General features: G+C 40.5%; 13 protein-coding genes. All 13 read right to left on the bottom strand.

Features of this window, described 5'->3' with window-relative positions:
- Positions 1-9: 9 nt before the first annotated feature.
- Positions 10-1893, bottom strand: a complete 1884-nt coding sequence (locus tag IGI44_RS03025; protein WP_438786316.1) for a SpaH/EbpB family LPXTG-anchored major pilin — start codon at positions 1891-1893, stop codon at positions 10-12.
- A gap of 512 nt (positions 1894-2405) precedes the next feature.
- Positions 2406-3509 (bottom strand): tyrosine-type recombinase/integrase, encoded by a 1104-nt coding sequence (locus tag IGI44_RS03020; RefSeq protein WP_438786315.1) that lies wholly within the window; start codon positions 3507-3509, stop codon positions 2406-2408.
- Positions 3510-4121: 612 nt separating this feature from the next.
- Complete coding sequence (locus IGI44_RS03015) at positions 4122-4400, bottom strand: helix-turn-helix transcriptional regulator (RefSeq protein WP_438786314.1); 279 nt, start codon at positions 4398-4400, stop codon at positions 4122-4124.
- Positions 4401-4630: 230 nt separating this feature from the next.
- Complete coding sequence (locus IGI44_RS03010; protein WP_438786312.1) at positions 4631-5416, bottom strand: helix-turn-helix domain-containing protein; 786 nt, start codon at positions 5414-5416, stop codon at positions 4631-4633.
- Between the two features lie 109 nt (positions 5417-5525).
- Positions 5526-6635, bottom strand: coding sequence for a hypothetical protein (locus IGI44_RS03005; RefSeq protein ID WP_438786311.1), 1110 nt, complete (start codon positions 6633-6635; stop codon positions 5526-5528).
- Positions 6636-6769: 134 nt separating this feature from the next.
- A complete protein-coding gene (locus tag IGI44_RS03000; RefSeq protein WP_438786310.1) occupies positions 6770-7510 on the bottom strand; it encodes a hypothetical protein in 741 nt (246 codons plus the stop codon).
- A 35-nt stretch (positions 7511-7545) separates the two neighbouring features.
- A complete protein-coding gene (locus IGI44_RS02995) occupies positions 7546-9138 on the bottom strand; it encodes a hypothetical protein (RefSeq protein WP_438786309.1) in 1593 nt (530 codons plus the stop codon).
- Positions 9138-9929, bottom strand: coding sequence for a hypothetical protein (locus IGI44_RS02990; protein WP_438786308.1), 792 nt, complete (start codon positions 9927-9929; stop codon positions 9138-9140). The genes IGI44_RS02995 and IGI44_RS02990 overlap by 1 nt, the downstream gene beginning before the upstream one ends.
- Positions 9926-10504, bottom strand: a complete 579-nt coding sequence (gene lepB, locus IGI44_RS02985) for a signal peptidase I (protein WP_438786306.1) — start codon at positions 10502-10504, stop codon at positions 9926-9928. Before lepB ends, IGI44_RS02990 begins: the two co-directional genes overlap by 4 nt.
- A 33-nt stretch (positions 10505-10537) precedes the next feature.
- Positions 10538-12691: a glucosaminidase domain-containing protein gene (locus IGI44_RS02980; protein WP_438786304.1), complete on the bottom strand. Its 2154-nt coding sequence runs from the start codon at positions 12689-12691 to the stop codon at positions 10538-10540.
- A 14-nt stretch (positions 12692-12705) separates the two neighbouring features.
- Entirely contained in the window at positions 12706-14457 is a 1752-nt protein-coding gene (locus tag IGI44_RS02975) for a class C sortase (protein WP_438786303.1), read from the bottom strand.
- Positions 14458-14566: 109 nt separating this feature from the next.
- On the bottom strand, positions 14567-15259 hold the full coding sequence (locus tag IGI44_RS02970) for a pilin N-terminal domain-containing protein (protein WP_438786302.1): 693 nt from the start codon (positions 15257-15259) through the stop codon (positions 14567-14569).
- A gap of 1 nt (position 15260) precedes the next feature.
- Positions 15261-20258: a SpaA isopeptide-forming pilin-related protein gene (locus IGI44_RS02965; protein ID WP_438786301.1), complete on the bottom strand. Its 4998-nt coding sequence runs from the start codon at positions 20256-20258 to the stop codon at positions 15261-15263.
- Between the last annotated feature and the right edge of the window lie 27 nt (positions 20259-20285).

Here is a 20285-nt window from a genome sequence, read left to right as displayed (position 1 = left end):
ATTCCATAATTAAACGGCGCGACGTTTTTTATCAATAGCGATTGCGGCAGTACCAATAGTGATTGCGCCGATGGCGATGATGACTAATAGCATTGTGCCAGTGCCACCGGTGAATGGTAGTTTGGTTTGTGATTTGTTTTCCACGTGAACTTTTGTATCATTTGGATCAAGTGTTACTTTTACTTTTGTCGGTGTCTTCAACAATTCAAAACCATCTGGTGATTCTGTTTCCACTAACCAGTAATCTTTTGAAATAAATGGATCGCCGTTTCCTGGATCTGTTTTTGGCCAAGTCGCTTCTGAAGGAATATCTGCATCCTGTTTTGAATTATTCCCAGACTCTGTATACCAATCCAATTGCAAACCATCAAATTGCGCATGACCATTCACATCGGTTGTATCTGTTAAGAAATATGCTGGTGAAGGTGGTGTTTGTGCAGGTTTTCCTGTTGGGTCTTTCGGATCCGCTTTTAAGCGGTAAGAATTTCCATCCGTTGCCAAGAAGATTCCGTCTTTGGCATTTTGCTCACTCGTTGCGATATAGAATACTGCCCCTGCTAACTTCTTGTCTTTGTCTTCTTCTGTCTTGTCAATCGTGAAGCCACCATCGTAGTATTCTGGATTGTCTTCCGGGGTATCCGTAAATGGTTTTTGACCAGGAATTAAATAGCCATAGTCAAATTCATTCTCGATCGTACCGTTGAAATCGACATCTGTGTGAACATGGTAGATTGCTCGAATATCCGTATAGTTGCCTTCGATCTTTTTCATTCCCGCTTGCGTTAATTCAATCTTAACGTCTGTCGGTGTGTCATCCTTGACCTTCGTAATTGGCGCAGTGGTTTTTGCTGCACCATCAACGGTCACGGTATAATCTGTGCCTAAAACTAACTTCGACCAAGTCGCTGGTGTTCCTTTGTCTAGAACTTCTAGTTCAACATTGTCCAAATGTAATTCTTCGTTCAGTTCATCGTGAATGTAGAAATGATTTGCGTACAAGTCGTACGGAACTGTCGGTGATGCAGTAATATCCAAGTCTGGTAATGCATTTCCATCAGCATCGTATCTATTTTGGATGGTCATATTTTGAGTGATTTCACTGTATAAACCAGTTGGAAGTTTCACTGTCGCTTCCCATTGGAAAGGCAGACCTGCTTTGATAGAGTAGCCTTTTTGTCCTTCTACCGTTTTATCCCCTTTACTATCGGTCACGATATTTTTCGGATACACATGAACGTCGTAAATCAATTCATTCTCAGAATCACGTTTTGTTTGAGGTAAATACGCAAAGAATGGTGACATTGGTGTAGAGATTTTTTTTGTTTCTCCATTTTCATCCGTGAACTCGTATTCGTCTGTTCCATCTGAAAGTGTTCTTGTTGGAACCTCGCGAATCAGATAAATTCCATCGGCTGCTTTTCCATTGCCGACATTAAATGTCGTTGTACCAAATTTTGCTCCGGTCGTATGATCGCCTGTCTTTTGTTTGATTGGAGAAAAGCTCGCATCCACATCATAGTGCGTGCCTTCTGTTTGTTTCGTCGGATCATCTAGTTTATAAAAATTGCCTGAACCATCTTTTTTAGGGATGACACGGACAATTTCAAATTCCACATCCCCCATCAATTTCTTCCCTGTTGTATCCGGTGTTTTCGATGGATCGATCTTTTCACCATCGCCGCGTTCGCCCAATTCAGCCGAACTATTGATTTCATATTTCCAAAGGGTAATCGTACGATCAGAAGTATCATCTGAAACCGCATTTGTACTCACATAAGGTACATCCGGTGTTGCATAGGCGATGGACCCTAATCCAGCACCTGCCGATCCCAACATTGTCAGCACACCTAACGTCATTGCCGCTTTACTTATCCATTTTCTCTTATTCTTCATAATAAACTCCTTTACTATTCTTTGTTTTTATTACCAAATTAAGTAAAATGGATATATGAGAAGTGGTTACCGCCAAATTTCTCATATATTCATTTTTCCAATACCTAGGAGAATTCGCCTTCTTCTTGGGTATTGGGAAATCATAAAAATTAGTATGTCTGTCCTTCGATAAACATACCTCCTTTCAAAACATGAATAAGTTCACAATTTTAGTTAAAATATCTAGTCGCCAGCATACATTTAACACAATTTCATCTTAGTCTTGCAAAAAACTAGAAAGGCTCAATAAACCTTTTAAATTAAAGGTTTATTGAGCCTCATTGACGATGATAGACGGCGTAAAATTCACGATGGAGCTGCTTAAAAAGCTTTTATCAAAAAATAGCTACTATTATTAGATTTTATCTATCAACAGAGAATGGCCAAATGCTTGAAACCGTTTTCTACAAAAAAAGAAAAAAAGGTTAGCCAAAAAATCTAGTAGTCATTTTTTGAAAGAATTTTTTATTTATTTAACAGATAAGGTTACACATCTCATCAATAACCTGATATCGTTTATCCAGCATTGCATCCACGTAGGTGTCCAAAGTCATTTGCGTTGATGCATGTCCTAATAAGGAACTGACTGAAGAAATGTCCTTATTTGCCTCTAAACAACGTGTTGCAAAAGTATGTCTTAATTGATGAAAATGAATCTCGTTGATTTCCGCTTTTTTTCGAATCCGATGAAAATGATAGGTCAAAAGCCGCGGCTCACACGGTTGCCCATTCGTGGAAAAGACAAAACTTCCTTTTGAGCGTTTGCGTTGTTTCAGCAGTAATTTTTTTAGAATCTTACTAATTGGAATGATTCGAACAGAGGCTTCTGTTTTTGAATCAGCTAAAAGCAGCTGCGTTCTTTTCAACGACCAAGCACTTGAAATGCGTTGATACGTATGCTTCACGTAGATGAGGTTGGTATCAAAGTCGATATCTGACCATTGCAGCGCCGCTATCTCACCGATCCGCATCCCCGAATGCAAGGCTAGTATGGATGGAATGCCATATCCTTTTTTCTCCTTTAACGCGATATTCATTACTTTTTTCTGTTCTGATACTGTTAATGCACGGATTTTACGTTGTTTGGCTTTCGGTATTTTGAGCTCTGAAAAAGGATTCTTCGTAATCTTTTGGGCTTTTTTCGCATGATTCAAGCACTTGTTGAGAATTCGGAAGATTACCTGAATTGTTGATTTGGATAATTTGGTTTGAAGATTCTTTAGTAAGATTCTTCCAGTTTCTAGTGACAGCTCATTCAAAGGAATCGTTTTGATCACTGGAAATATATATTTTTTTAATTTGTAGCAATAGCTAGAAAAAGTCGAAGGCTTCACGTCATCTTGAACTTCCCCGAGCCATTCATACGACCATTCCTCAAATGATTCAGCCGATGTTCCCTGAATCTGCTGCAAAGATTGGTAATGAATCCGTAGTGGATATAACTTTTGTTTTACTTCGCTGTAGCTTTTTCCATATATGTAACCATATTTAATTCTCCCATCACTTTTTCTTCCTTTTGGGAATCTTCCTTCCCAACGACCATCTTTTCTAAGATAGATATTTTCACCTTTTCGCAATGCAACTTCCTCCTGTTCTGACGGCTTATCAGACGGCGTATTTTAAGTATTTATATATAGGTTTGATTAAGTAAATGACAACAAAAAAAGGTTTGATTGTTAATAAACTTGAGGTTTTAATTAAAAATAATTATTTTCATGATTCATATTGCCTATTAATAATTAATAATATATAATTGCGATATAAAAAGTTTTCGATTTATCGAATAAATAAGTTGACGAATCTTGTTTAGTTCAAAAAATTTCTAGTTTTTTGCAAGACTAAGAAATTAAACATGATAAAACAAATTTGTATTCCTAATATAAAAAAATACATAAGACATCTTTTCTTATACAAAAAAGATGTCTTTATATTATATATTCATAACCATCTATTGTCATTTCATTTAAAAATAAATAAAATTATTTATTTTTATTTATTAACAACCATTCTTCTTCCTTCCATTTATTTTTAATCATTATCAGTCCAAACCCACTTATAAACAAAAAAAGCCATCCAGAAAGATTCTGAATAACTTTTACACTCAATTAGATTAATTTCATTGGTGCAAGTTTATATTTCACTACAGCTATTACATTTCCACGATTGATTCTTACTTCTTGGCTTGTTTTCTATTTATCGACAAATTTAATTTCTAACTTTTTCCCTAAAGCTTCTACTATGTCCTCTAACATACTAATTGATGGTTCTGTTATGCCCTTTTCCATTCTTACTATTGAGGAACGGGATTTTTTTACCTTTTTCGCGAATTGTGTTTGATTCAAGCCTTCCTTTTCTCTTAACTCAAATAACAAATCTGCTATGTCTAATTTCAGCTGTTCTTCCTCATAGAGCTGTTTAAAATCTTTGTCTTCCATTTCCTTGCGTAATCTCTGACTTAGATTATTCATCAAACCCCTCTTCCCGTTCAAATTCTGACTTTACCATTTATTTCTCTGAATAAATTGTAGCATACTCGCTACAATTGTTGGAATTTAAGTTACCATGATTCTCTGAATGAAATTTTTACTTATTTATTTCGTAATATGAATGTCTTCCATCAACTTCCTTTTATTATACTTATAAACAAAAAAGAATCAGATTTTCATTCTGATTCTTTTTGACTTATCTAGTTGTTTTACTACCCATTCGAAACCAGCGCATGCAGCGCGTCGTTTTTTAGGATCCGATCCAATAACTCCGGGTTGATGCGATACCCTTTTCCCCAAAGGGTCTGGATGGCTTTATGGGTCAAATTTGTTTGTTCGAACTTATTCTTGATCCGTGTAATTGTACTAGACAACGAGGCCAAATGAGATTTATTGACTTCTTCGTTCCATATTTGATGACAAATCGTCTCACGGGTCACGACTTTGTTGCCAGCTTGGACCAAAATAAACAGAATCTTGGTTTCGGTTTGAGACAAATGATGCAGGACTTCTAAAAATTGATAATTTTCCTCTGGTGAAGCCGTGCTTTTCTGCAACACATGAGGTTTGATCAATGAGACCTTATCAGATAATTGCACATATTTTTGACTTTCGTAAGTGGATTCCTGCTGCTTCTTCAGTGCATACAAGCATTCCCGCAATTCATCTACTGAGTCTTCATTGGAGATGATGGCGTGCAGCACCTCCTCCTCCAAGTATTGGTGATCCATCTCGGTTACTTTCTCTTCTACCTTGCGAATAATCCGAATCGCTGGATTCTTGATCAGCTGAATGATTTCCATCACTTCAGATTCGCAAATCGTTTCACTCAAAATGAGGTATTGAAAATAGTTGAAAAACTCCAGCGACTCGACTTGTCGGATCGAATTTTCAAACACCCGTGCCGAACAATAGACTTCATAGTTCAATGCCTGCAACTTCTGTTGAATGTCCTGCTCGGCTAAAATATTCTTTGTCAGAATCAAGACCTGATTCATGATAATCTCCCCTTCTTGTATAAACCCTATTAATAATGATTCATCCGATTTGCTGAAGCACTATGTATATGGGAAAGTGAGACGAAAGCGCCTGACTTTCCTTGTTTTTTTATTGGTGATCCTTCCGCGATAACACGGATACTTTTGGATATTCATAACGTCCTTTGATCTCTTCCAAATCCGGTACATTGCTTTGAGCAAGTTGGTCCACCCGACTTTTCAATTCTTCGTAAATACTCAAAATCGTTTGACGGGATTCATCGACCTCACAAGAGATTTCCTTCGCCCGATCATGAATCGTTTGCAGCTCCGCTTCTGAGTCTTTCACAATGCGTTGCGCATCTAATTTGGCTTTTTCCACCATCCGATTGGCTTGGCGGCGAGCTGAAATCAAGACTTCGCCGATTTCGTGTTGGGATTGGACCGCTTCTTGTCTTAACTGGTCATTCTCTTTTTGCATCGTGGTCAACTGACGCTGAAGATCCGAGATCACTTCACTCTCAACGACGGTATTCTGGTGCTTTTGTTCCTCAATCAATTGTTGAATCAGGTCTTCTTTTTCTAAAATCGCTTGATCCTTTTCGACAATTAATTGATCCAATTGTGTCACTAGACTTTCTTTTTCATGCAAGTCCTTCACTAAGTGGTTCATTTCTTGTTCGTATTTTTTCAACGCTTCATGTTGCTGCAGCTCTTCTTCTTTTTGATCCATTGTCAGCTCGCGGATGTGCTGCTTCGCTTCTTGAAGCTCACTTTCCATTGTTTGATACTTCTTCACAGAATCCTTCAAGGCCGTTACTTCTTCTTCTGCCTGAGTTAATTGTTCCTTCAAATAACTGGTTTCTTCATTGTTTTGCAGTCGTTGAATTTCTTGTTTGTTTCGCCGAACTTCCGATTCTAATTCTTGAATCTGACGACGATTCTCCGCTTTTTCTTCGCCAGTTCGCAACAGCGCTTGTTTGTATTTCTCGTTTTCTTTGGTTAAGCGCTGCTTTTCTAGCACGTTGTCTGTTTGCGCCTGAGTGAGTTGTTCCTCTTTTTCTGCTAAGGCACGTTTTAATTCGGCTACTTCATTGGGTTGGGTGGCAGTCGTTTTTTCCACGGGCTTGATGGGCGTTTGTTGCTCGGTAAGCATTACTTCTTCTTCTGGTACCGAGTTGATTTCATCAATGATGTTCTTGTTAAAAAACCAACCATTCTTCTTTTGTTGTGCAGTCATTTTTTTCTCCTCTTTCCTTATTCGTATTAAGGGACTAATTTTTCTAACGTAAAAATTAGTTTGATTCTCATGCCGTATATCATTCTACTTGTCTTGCTAAAGCAAGAAGTAGAACTGAAATCCTTATTCGTAACTTACTCGTCTTCTTGGATCAATGAAAAGTCTTCGTCTGCTTTTTCTCGTGAAAAGGTACAGCTATAGGTTTTCTTCTTGTTCTTATCGTTCATTAAGTTCATTTGGAAGGTGATTTGGGTCAGATTCGACACATCCTTGGCTTCTTTCGCAAAAGCTTTGATATTGTCCTTGATCTGTTGGCGGTTTTCTTCACTGCCAGAATCCCCTGCCATAGCGATATTCAAGGTTTGCGTTGGAATATCCAGTACAATTAGGGTTGTCGAAAGACCAAAGTATGGACTCACCTTTGTCGAAATATCACTCTCGATTTCGTATTGCTTCTCCCGATTTTCATCAGAGAACAGCTCCTCCCATGGGTAATCCTTCAAGCCAATGCCCTTGTTAGGATAGGCTTTGATGGGAAGCTTGTTGATAATTTGTTTCTGTTCTTTTTTCAGCGTGTACAGCTCGTCTTTTAATTGATTCGTCCGTTCGGTGACCACGTGCAGCTGGTCCTCCATTTGAAACAGTCCATAGGTCGTTAACAGTAAACCCACTGCTAAGAGGATGGTCAAATAGAGTAAAGCAGAGACATGTTTTCCTTGTTCCGCTTGTTTGACGTACTCCAATTTCCGCTGAAAGGACAGCGGTGTATTCGGTGGTACCTTCAGCCGCTGCAGCTGCACCTTAATGATCATTCGCCGAAACCAAACGATGAGTATCAAAATGACCAGCGCAACGCTAATCCAATTTATGATCAAAATGTTCCTATCCCCTTTTCTCTCTCGTTTCGTTTCTAATCAAAATAATTCGCTAATGATTGATCCTGTTTCTTTTTCTTTATCTCTTTTAACAGCGATCCGTTCGAGAGTGCCTCGACTTTGAATTCCAAGTCATCATAAATCGATAAGACATTCTTCCGTGATTCGGAAACCTCAATCAAGATTTTCCTCGCCCGGTTACTGATGTTTTCTAATTCCAATTCGGCTGAACTAATCAGGTGCTTCGCTTCGGTCTGCGCTTCTTCGATCGTGCGATTGGCCTGTTTCTTGGCAGAAATCAAGACCTCACCGATTTCCTGTTGGGATTGAACGACTTCTTTTTTTAGTTGTTCGTTCTTTTCCATTAGTTCTTCCACTTGTTTCTTTGCTTGAATTAATTCAAGGCTTTCTTCGTTAGCTTTTTGTTCTCTTAATTTGCTTAATTCCACTTGCGCATCCGCCAAGCGGCTTGCCAATCGTTCTTTTTCTGCTTCCAGCTCTTCAAGATGGTTCGTCTGTTCCTCTAGCTTTGCGATTTCTTCATGGGCATCAAACAAGGCACTGTTGAGGGCTTCTTTTTCCGCAATTAATTGTTCGAAATCCTCACTCATTTCTTCTTGTCCCTGTTCTTCTGACTGTTGTCCGTGTTCATCGATCGCCATGTTTGATTCCTCCAATGCCTTCGTAAGCTTTTGTGCGACTTGTTCCTTTAACTGTTGGATCGTTTGTTTGTACTTTGTGTTATCTTCTCTGAGACGTGTAAGCTCCGCTGCGATTTCTTGTTCCTTCTCTTCAAGCAGTTCTTCCAGCACATCATTTTCAGCTTGAAGCTCCACCAGTTTCGCTTCATTTTTCTGATTGAGTTGATGGAGCTGGTGGTAATCCTGTTCCAATTCATGGTATTGCGTTTTTAATTGATCAAATTGAGCCGTTTCTTCTTCACGCTCCGCCTTGATCTGAACCAGCTTTTTTTCCTGTTCACTAGCTTCTTTTTGTAAGGCCTCGTAGTTTTTCTGGTATTCCTTTAGCTGTCGTGTCAGTTCTTTTAGATCAACCGCCGCAGCTTCATTCTCTGCTTCTTTTGCAGTTTGTTCTTTTTCAATTTTCGCTGCGAGTTCTTCTAGCTCTTTCTGCTTTTCATCAAGTTGTTCGTGAAGCTCTGAGATCGTAGCTTCCGTCGCTTGCTTCTCTTCTTCAATCTCGGCAAGCTTCGTCTGCCATTCTTCGTCTCGTTCCGTTAACTCGTCTGTCATTCGAACCCGTTCAAAGTCTAGCTTCTCTTTCAAGGCGTCATTTTCCTGTTCCAACTCATGAACCCGAACCTCGGCTTCTTTTTTCAAGGCAACCAGTTCCTCGTAGATTTGTTGGAGCTCGGATTGTTGCTGGGAGTAGTCCTCTTCCGAAGGCTTTTCTGCCTGTTGCTCCTCTGAAATGACTTCTTGTTCCTGAATCAGCTCTTCTAATTCTGAGGTGGACGCTGCTTCGTTAGCCAAATGATAGGAATCCTGCAATTGATTGGTTTCGTTGTACAGCTCTTCCGCGTTCAATTCTTCTTCCGTGATCTCATTGATAAATTCCTTCAACGCTTGCGTTGATAGCCATTTTCTTTTTTTCTTATTTTCTGCCATTAGCCCTTCCCACCATCATTCTTTAGATTCTGCTCAGAAACATTTTTCTTATGGAACACACCCTCGCCTTTTTCACGAGAATAGTTGACGTTATAGATGACCTGTTTTTCGTTGCCAGCGGAGGTAATCATTCGAACATGAATATCAGTTAGTTCAGAGCTTTTTTCCGCCTCTTTCGCAAAGGCATCTAGATTCTGTTTGACCATTTCCGTACTCGTGTCATCCTCTATCCAACCTTTTAACTGAAGCGTTAACTTCTTGGGTTCAGATAGAGTTACCTTTGTATCAGAAGAACCAAAATATTGGACTGAGCGTTGAGAAATCGCTGTTTCCATCTGTTCTTGTAGTTTTGAATCTTTCTCTTCCGTAGCCAGCTTGTCCCATTCATAGTCAGTAAGACCGATCCCTTCCTCCGGATATTTCTTCAAAGGAATGCTTTTGATTAATTGTTTCTGTTGTTTTTCTAACTGTGTAATCCGTTCATTCGCTTTCTGATTCTGTACAGTGATTTTCTGTTGGTCATTCGCTAAAACTAGAAAGGCACCGATGGTAACTACCAATCCGATTCCGATCATCAAACAGGTAAGCAATAAATAGCGAATATGCCTAGCCTGTTCGATTTTTCTGAGATGATTGAGTTTTCGTCGAAACAATGGCGATTGATCCGGTTCTCGTTGGATCAAGGTTAATCGCCAATCAAACACCAGTCTGATTAGCACAAAGAGAATAGCTAAAATGACAAAAACAGCACTGAGTATTCCTAGTATCACCAACAGGTTTGTTTTACTCATTCGCTATCCGCCTGCTTTCCGATCACGGAAGGAAGATGGAGCTGAACCTTCCCTTCGACTTCCTTTTTATAGACAAACCCAAAGGTCCGGCTGTCCTTCGACACATCGATATGATCCCCCGTGGTAAAATACAAGCCTTTGGGAATCTTGGTTAGTTCCTGAAATTCTTCCGCTACCGCTGGGGACAATTGAAAGGTATACGTTGTCTCAAAATCCCCCTGCTCCCCAATATTTAAGACCATCCGATCGTTGCGGATAAACATCGTGTCTCCCGGCATTCCAATCACGCGCTTCACGAACTTTCCTTTTTCCCCTTTAACAGAAAAAGCGATAATGTCATAGCGGCGAATCGGGTCGCGCTTCTTCACCAGAACCATGTCTTTTTCTGTCAGAGTGGGACTCATAGACGTACCTGAGATGGGATGGAAGCTGTATTCTCTGCGTACCAGCTGCCCTGAAATGAACATCGCCACTAAGACCAACAGGGTCAAGATTGTCAGTACAAGACTTTTTCCAATCGAGCGCTGCGGGGTACTTCCTTCTCTTTTCATTTGACGTGATCGAACAGTTGCCATAAGTTATGGTGCTCCTTTTTCATGCTAATAAATTTACTTTGCTTTAATATAGGAAACTTGGTCAGAAGTGGCTAAAGCGGTATCGATCACTCGATAAGAGATCACTGTTCCGCCGTACACATTCCCTTCTGAAATCAAGATCCCTTCTGGACGAACCACCTCGACAAAGGCCACATGACCGTATCTTGGATCAGAACCAGCAACGCCTGGTTTAAAGGAAATCAACCAGCCAGCTTTTGGTTTTTGACTGATTTGATACCCCAATGCCTTGCCTTTGGTTGCCCATTCGCCGCCGTTACCCATATAATCATCCACCGATTTTCCTAATTGCTTCACGCGATTAAAGGCATACCAGGTACATTGACCAACTGGGTAAGAGCCTGAGCTGTTGTAGTTCACACCGTTGAAGTCAGGATATTTCATCCGACTTTTATATTCGGTTGGAATCTCCTCTTTGCCTTTGATGAAGATGCCGGAATCGCTATCAGTGGTTTTCACTCGATCGTATTGCGTTAAATGATACAAGGCGATGATCGAGTTCAGTTTTTGTCCATAGGTGGTATCGGTCGCATAGGTGCCCGTCAAAGCATTGGTGGTGCGCAAATAATTCTTCGCTTCCGATCGCCACGCTTGCTTATAATACCCGTCATTACCTGAGATCCCACCACGAATCAATTGGACGTAATCCCCTAATGATGCCGCGTAGTTGGGATACTTCCGGAAGGCGGAGTTGATAGAATACAACTCGCCATTCCCACGGTCTTCTTGGGTTGCCATAGATACGGATTGTCCGTTATAGGTACCTTTAATTCCAAATAAGTTGAAGTTAGGAGAAAGGGATAAGGTACTTGTTCCTGATCCGCTCTCTATTAGTGCCTGAGCGATCATGACTGAGACAAAAACATCATATTCTTGTCCTAGTTTTTGCGCATCTTCTTCGATGGTTTCAATAAATTTCTTTGCGCTCTCATTTTCGGTGAAATTCATGGAAGCAGGATAATCCGCAAGAACTTGTTTTCCATAGTCAGTCAACTCTGTTTCTGGTAGTTCTTGAACCAACAAATCCTCTTCCAGATCGATAGTCTCGACAACAACTTGATGTTGAGTTTCTGGTTCTTCTATCTCCTCATTAGCAGTTTCGATCGTTGTACGAGCCTCTGTATTGGATGTTTCTTCTTCCTCTTCGATTTCCACATCATCAACAGTTAAGTAATAGTCATCCCCGATGTAAACACCAAGTAAGACATTTTTTTCTTTGTTCTTCTGATAGACCAGACTACCGACTGTCAACTCTTCTGGCATTTTTTCTGGTTTTCCACTAATTTCTAGATTAAATAATTCCTGATAAAGCTCTGTAGTAAATTGTTCCACAGAGTAATTGTCGGCTTGTTCTAACCCAAGTTTTTTAATGCCTTCGTAGATGATTGCCGCATGCTCTTTAGTTTCAAAACTGTTTAATAACGGCAGTTCAAAACCTTTCAAATCTGATTGCGCGACTTCGTCTGTTTTTAGTTCATCCGGTAGTTTCAAGGTACTTGTTTCCGAGAATGCCTCTGGTGCAGTAGGCGCAACGAAATCATTTGACTGCACGCTTGCGGTATTCCCCGTGGCAGGCGCTACCGGCGTACTTGGTGGCGCTGGTGCCGGTGCTACAGGTGTTGTCGGCGCTTTTGATGGTTGGCTCATCGACGGGTTTGTTGGCTCGACACTACTTGGCGTTGTTGTACTTGGTTTGGTTTGACTGGATGTCGAACTGCTCGGTTTTGTTGTACTTGATGTAGACGAACTACTAGACGCCGAAGTGGAACTGTCAGTACTAGTTGATGATTCTGACGTACTGGTCGATGACTCTGTTGTGCTACTTTCAGATGAACCCGTATCTGATGAAGTCGAGGACGACACAGGCTCTGAACTAGTAGAAGGCTCAGGTAACGTACTCGATTCTTCTATCGGTACTTCCGGCTGTTCTTCTATTGGTGCAGGACTTTCTACTTCAGGAACAATCACTTTTTCTACAGGTATTTCACTGCTTTCCGGCACAGTCACGGCACTTTCCACGGTGCCTGTTTCTACAATGAAAGACGAGTCGCTTGTCAGTTCGCCTGCTTTCAGTACGCCACTGCGGATACCAGCTAAGCCGCCAATAAAGACGAGAACCCCACAAACACCTATCGCTATTTTTTTCATGAACGTTTCCCCTTCTAAATCAGACTAAAGAATAAAATCGGTAATAAGAATAATAAGAACAATGGCACAACGGTCTGCATCGGATCAGAAATGATCTTAGCAGCCAGCGTCATACTCACCCGTTCGGGTTCGGACACCGGGTCCTTCTTCACGATCGTGCCGTCGATTTCCCCATCGTCGCGTTTTAGCTTCATTTTTTTAAATAGCTCGTTTTCTGCATCGTGCAACGGCTCGACGCTTTTGAGATTTCCTTGAACAAGTCGCCGATAGATCGTACCGATATCGCCTTCACAACGTAGAAGCGTAATTTTTGCGATTCCATTCTTCGGTTCTTTTTCCACATAAGACACCTCGGTCTCTTCAATGATCTTGTTCAAAGAAACCTCGTAGACATAGACGTTTTTAAAATCCGTTGTGTAAATTAGATGCCCTTTTTTTAAGTCTTGAATCCGGTGTAATAAGACATCTTTATCGAAGATATTGTGGGCCAGAACGACATAATTTCCACGGCCTAATTGTTGATCGGAGCGGTAGGTGGCCGCTCCTGTTAACAGGTTTTCATTCGCCATCCCAGCAAGGATCGGCAGGTCAATCGAGACATCGGGAATCACAATCTTTCCAATGCCCCAGTTATTAGTAGTGGTTTGAACCACGGATTTCGCTTTGGCGTAATCCGAGATTTTAACACTGGCGATTTGTTTCTCGCCATAGTTCGCTTTTTGGACCTTGTCGATATTGTAGGAACTCAACTCCTCTGTCGCCCCGACATTGACGGCCGCCGATGCCGGTTCCTGTTCCATATGGAGATAACCATAAATCGCGGTGATCAACACAGCGGTCATGGTAATGAACAGGATAATGAAGAGCGTCTTGGTAACAGTAAATAGACGTTTCAAGTTCTTACGAGCTTTCGCTGAAACAACCGGGTCTTCTGATCGGAACCGTTTGATAAAGCGACGATACAAGCCCATCAATAACGCGAAGATCGCGACATTCAAGCCGAGTGTTGCCAGCACAATGTTTTGATAGCTCCAGGTGTTGCGTTTCTTGACTTTCTTCTTGACCGCTGTCTTATAATCAATCCGATGTCCGGTGACTAACAACCGGAAGGTATTGATTCCCGGTGGCGTACAGGTAAGCAACGTCACTTTATCTTTACCTTTATGTATCTTGACCTTATCGACATCGCTTGGCAGAATCTCTTCAAAGGAATCAATCTCATACGCCAAGCGTTTGCCTAAAATATTGATAAAAAACAAATCGCCTTCTTTTAGATTACGGATATCCGTAAACAAGACTTGGTTCTTCACCCCACTGTGTCCCGTAATCACCGAATGGGTATTCTTCCCACCGATCGGGATGGAGGTGGGTTCAAAGTGACCCAAACCCTTTTCCAATGTTTTAAAGGACGTGCCATGAAAAAAAGGCATTTGTTTGATATCAATCGCAGGAATGTCCACGGTGCCCATGACATCCCCTTGTTTCATGATCTTGTTGTAAACCACCGGATCACCCTTCGGTAATCCTTCTTGTTTATTGTAGATATATTCGTTGTAAGCCTTCGCCAACGCCCATTGTTCGTCTTTTTCTTTTTGCGACATTTTTTTCATTGTGTCATCGTACTCAGAAACAGCCTGACTTCGTTCACGATTGGCTAAATAGTTCCCAACAATTGGATACAGAAGGGTTAACACACCGCCCACGATCATGATGATCGCAAAGATTTTCAAAAAGGAATGTTTTCTAGGCTTCTTGTTTTTCTTCATGACGGGTCCTTCTTTCCAATAGGGTTCACAATTTGAAAGAAAGAATCCAAGGATACCAAAAATTACGCATCCTAGATTCTTTCTTCAGTAATGATGCATCAATCAATTCTTAAAAGACATCTTTCTTCCGGTGGATACTGAGCATTCCGAAGCCACCCATGGCAAAAATCATTGCTAGAATCCAGATCAACACTTGGGCTGTTCCGATATTCCCACTGGTTTGCGGCAGCTTCTTAATCTCCCCTTTTTCATCTACTATCACGCCTTTGGTCGTAGGCAATTTAGGGGTATCGCCGACAACACTGGACTTGGGATAAATGTAGACTTCATTCAAGGGTTCACCCGTCTGTTGGGGAAACGGCAGCTCGACGATCACGGGTTCCATCACATCTTTTAGCTGCGCATGTTCCTTCTCAACAATTTGGTACATCCCTTGAACGAGGTTTCCCACATGAGCGAGGCCTTTTTCATTCGTGGTCACGGTTGTCGCAAAAGCGCCGTCCCCTTGAACAGGTTCAAACCCGGAAGCACCTTGAATCGGAGTGACACGGGTAATCTCATAGGACATCCCCGGTAATGGGTCAAGGTTCTTCCCATCCGCATCCTTCACTTGATCGACCTTCGTTCCATCCAACGGCAGCGTGCTCTCGATTTTTGCAAAGTCGAGAATCTTGTACTTTTGAATGTAGATGTTATAACCAACATTCTCCGTGGCTTCTGCTTCGGCATGAGCAGAGGCCACCCCACCAAAGCACAGGAAGGAAACAAACAAACAGAACAACAAACGACGTAGTTTTTTCATTTTATTTTCCTCCCCTTACTTTGATTGGTCGAAAATGTAAGAAAACGCCAGTCATGCCAATGACTAAGAAACAAGCCGCCGCAATCAAGATGATCCGCATGGCTTTTGTGCTTCCAGTGAATGGTAGTTTGGTTTGAGCACTATCGGGCACATGAACGATCGCAATGTAATTATATGTCGGAACATACACTTCAATCGGATTTTTCAATAACTCGAATCCATCCGGTGCCTTGGTTTCAACAATCGTATAATGCCCAGGTGGTAAGCTGCCAAATTCTAGCCAGCCATCGCTTCCTGTTGCAACAGGACTCCCGATTTTATTTTCATCTTTAATCGTATTAGGGTCGTCTTTCTCCCCTTTATACAACTGGAATTCGGCGCCTTCTAAAGCATTGGTGGTGTCTGCTTCAATTTCAGCATCGCTTAAATGACCGTCTTTATTGACATCAATGACTGAACCTTCTTCATACTTGAAAAGTTTGATCTTCGAAAGACGAGTTAGACCGGCGTTGACATCGGTGATATGGCTTACTTTATCCGTACCAGTCAGAAGTGTTGGTAAGTTAGCTAATTCAGGATGATTGAAATAAAGTGATCCAGTATTCGGATCCTTAAAATCAGACGGTGTCTTGAATGCTGTAGTAGAAGTTGGATCAGGATCGGCTTTTGAGTTCAACGCCACATTCGTTCCTTGCCACTCCTTAGTAACAATCGCAATCTTTTGCGTTACTACGATATCTCCAACCATGAATTCCGCAATGTAATTACCTTCAGGAAGGTCTGAAAATTTATACTTCCCATCAGCTCCTGTTTTGACCAAGGAATTACCAGACGAATCAATGAACTTCTCTCCTGATAAACTTTCTTCGACTAGTTCATTTGCATAGGATGGTTTTTCCAAGCTCGTTCGGTATAATTTCACGGCGATATTACTAACGGGATCTTCAGGTGTCCCATCAGACTTATTCCCAATCAATCCGTCGTAGTCATCGTCATACCAGACATAACCAGTTAGATCACGTCCTAACACTTGGGTTTGGACGATATTACTTTTTACAGGAAGATTAAGATGACTATTAAAAGCCGCTCGATTTCGCAGAATATTTCCTGCCTTTTGACCAGTTGGTGAAATCGTAACCTCAAATACCAGTGAATCTCCAACATCTAATTCTTTGGATGTAACGACAAATCCCTTGGCATTCTTTATTATTTCCGAATTGGATGACCCAGGAACATATGGAGACCAAGCCCCCGAAACTAAGTTAGGATTATCCCTTTCATTCGAAGGTACAGGATTATTTGTATAGGTGATATCACCACTGCCAGTAATAATTTTGATGCTTTTCACAGTGAATGAACCACCTAAATCCGTTCCAAGACTATCTGTGTCAAAAGGCAACTCATCTAAAACTTTTACATTCAATAATTTGTCAGAACTGAAGTTATCTAATGTCACTTTATACGTGATATCTGTCAACGCCTCTCGATCCGCTGCTGGTGAAACTGCCGGATCCTTATTCCCAACTTCGATAAAGCTCTTATCCACTTCTTTAGTCAGCGTGATTTGTTGGACTTGATAGAGATTGACGCTTCCACTTGAACTTCTCATCCATGCTGGTGACTCATCCTTGATACTTTGGTTATTTTGTAAATAGATATCACCTACTGTAGATATTCTAGTGGTAGCTAAAGATACATCATTAAATGTTAAATGCTTTAATACAGGTGTTGTTGTAAATCGAATTTCTGCTGTGTTTCTCAATGGATCCATTGGATTTAGGCTTTGTATTGACCATATAAGAGTTGTTTCCCCAGTTGCATCGTTAGTAATGATAGTAGGTTCCGGCAAACTATTGCCATTACTATCAGTAGAAGAATTGAAATCATAGGTTAAATTCTTAGGTAGTGTCGTGGTTAATCGAACCATATAGTCCTCATTTGCATCTGATAGAATATTACCCACAACTTTCCACTTAATTGTTTCATTCGTCTTATAGACCGGTTTCTCTGGTGTTGTAGTAGTCGATATTCCAAAAGATTTAATGTATACGGTATCTCCATATGCGCCATTCCTACTAGTTTCAGGATCTCTATGTCCAGAAATTTTATTCCCTTGAACATCAAATGCTGATGGTTCATATGCATATCCTACTTCTGGAAATTGATTTATAACAGCTCCTCTGGAATTATGTATGTAAGAATTAATCATACATACATTGGCATTTCCAAATTGATCCTTTCCTCCTACTTGACCAACCACATTCACTGGTATTGCTGTATACGTTCCTAGATATCCATTTTTGTCATAACATACTTTTACAGCAGATATTTTTCCATGAAGTTCTGCCTCTTGATAGGTGTTGTACCATTCATATTCATTTTCTAAATTAGTCTGAGTATTTGCGGTTAATGTTGGATTATTTTTAGTTTTTCCAACTCCATATCGCGTTTTAGCAGCCTGCATCCCGGCTTCTTGACACCAAATATCTCTGCTAGGATCATATTCGAAAGAATTAGCATTCCATCTGACTAATATTTGTGCCTCAGTTCCTTCGTGATAGTTGAATATGCTAGAGCCCCCTACGTAAATGTTTGATGCGCCTCTCGCTACTTTTCCATCACCGGCTGAATGCCATCGGTCACCTGTAGTGCTTAGTCCATTGAAACCATAGCCTGTGAAGGAAGCCAAACTAGTTTTAGTTCCTCCCGGTATTTTTATTTCCGAAAAAGTAACAGATGATGACGATGACCCATTCGGCTGACCTTCATAACTTATATTAGATATTTTAAGATCAGTAGAAAAAATCCCTGTTGATTTTTGGTCCATGTATGCTCTGCACCACTGTACAATCATCATGGAACTGGAAAACAGCTTCTCGTTATTACTTGTCTTAGTACCATTTAGATTATACGTATATGGATTATAGATTGGTTCATAATCCGAATTCGTCAATGTCATTGCTAAATCACCGTTAGTAACATTGACATTCCCTGTATCGTATACTCCGATTTCTTTCTTTTCATCAGCAGAAACGGTCGGCTCTGTAACAAATATTTTTTTAGACTTTCCATTAGGTATAGGTAAAGAGATCAACTCATCGGTTATATTTAAGGTCTTACCAGGATACATAATTTGATCCCAACCACTGGTATCAGATTTTGCTACTGAAGAAGCCATCGCATAAATTGGTCTAGTACAATTCAGTATGCTATTCGTTTCATGGGTAGGAACAGGTGTTTTAGCAGCTCCATATCCGGTTTGATAAAACGAATCTGAACCAATTTTCACCTTTATCTCACCATTCGGAAAGGTTGATCCTCTAAAGTCAGCATCAGTTCGACCTGCAATTGGTGTTAGCCCTAAAGTAACACCTATACCTGTGGCATCCCATTCAGTATTTCCAACTAAGTGGGGAGCAAACTCATTTATTACTAGTTTGTTTCCCTTAGTTAATTTTGCAGTAATCGAAGGCTTGGCTGAAACCTTTGTCTCTCTCAATTTCAACACATCTGCCAAATTTTCATCTTCTTGATCGTAAATTTTATTTATCTCTTCAGTTTCACCTGTTTTATCATTTTTCGCGCTGATAATTGTTATTTTCATTGTCGGTTTGATCAATGTTCCATTTTGAGCGCCATAAACATTCACAAGCATCGGTAGAAGAATTTGACCATTGCCATTAATCGTGGACTCCATTTTTCCTTTTGAAGTTTTTGTAGTACCTGTGGAGTCATCGTTAACTAACTCCCCGCTCTCACTATCAACAACCTCTGCATTAAATCGTTGTTTTCCAGAATCATCTAATGCATAAGCATTCGGCAACTCCATGTTCACACTATACTTTATGTCAGAATAAGTTGTATTCGGATCGCTCGCTTCTAATGAAAAAGTCAAAAGGTAGATTATTGAGTCGAATGAACGAACAAGCTGATTGTTATCACCAGAATCGTATCCAGGATTATCGTTTCCAGTATCAAAACTTGCGGTTCCATCCTTGATGGTCATCTTGGCACCAGTCACTGAAATCGGCGATTCCCCAGACCTCGTTTCTCGACTACTCGCTCTTTCGGCGGGTAACTCAATCGGTTTAAACGAATCTTTTTCTTCGTATTTTTCATCTAAAAGTTGTTCAATCGCTAAATTGCGTTTCTTTTCTTCTTTAGTTAGTTTTGTTGCTTTTGTCTTGGTTGCTGACTTCTTCGCTGGTTCTTTACTACTTGAAGTGGTCTCTTTTTTCTGACTCTCTGTGCTGTCTTTCTTTGCTTCTTGACTCGTCGAACTATTCTTAGTCGCTGCTGATTCCTGTTTTTCTTTATTCTCAGAGCTTTTTTTGCTTTCGGAAGAGGATTCTTTCTCCTTATTAGAGGTTTCAGTAGTTTCCTTCTTCTTTGCTTCAAAGTTAATTAATGTCTGCTTTTTATTTACGTCTACTTTTTCAAACACGACACTTGTAGCCTCTTCTGGCTTCTTGTTCACAACGCTCAACCAAATCGTTTCTTCTTTATCCAATAGAAGATAAGGGATTTTCTTCTCATCTTCTACTACATAGAATAGTTGACTGGCAATTTCTTCCACTTCTTTTGATGTACTTGGTTGAGTGGTTGAGCTATCGCTTAAAGCGGAGCTTTGATCTGTTTGCTCTGTACTTTTCTGATTAGACGTCACTAACTCTTGATAATGTTTTAGTTTTTCTTCTGATATTTCTTCTGAAGGAAGTGGTTCTCCTTTTTCATTCAGAAGTTCTACTTTGTACTTCTCTGATTCTAAGAACTTCAGCACTTGCGGTTCCTCGGTGCTCATTTCTAAAAGAGTCCCTTGCTCCGTTACTGAATAATTCTTGTCGATTTCTTTCCCATTGACCTTCACATCAACCAAATGAGCATTCTGGTCATCTGCCTTCAATGGATTCCACTGGTAGACCGAGATAAGGGCTACCAGTAGAAATAAGATTGGAAGAAGAACTGCGACTATTGGCTTTTGTTTGATTCTATCGCGCATGGTCTGTCCTTCCTTTCTGTCCCATTT

The sequence above is a fragment of the Enterococcus sp. DIV0756 genome (assembly GCF_051710745.1).
Taxonomy (GTDB): Bacteria; Bacillota; Bacilli; order Lactobacillales; family Enterococcaceae; genus Enterococcus_A.
Note: the sequence above shows the minus strand (reverse complement) of the source record. Positions and strands in the feature narration are given on the sequence as shown.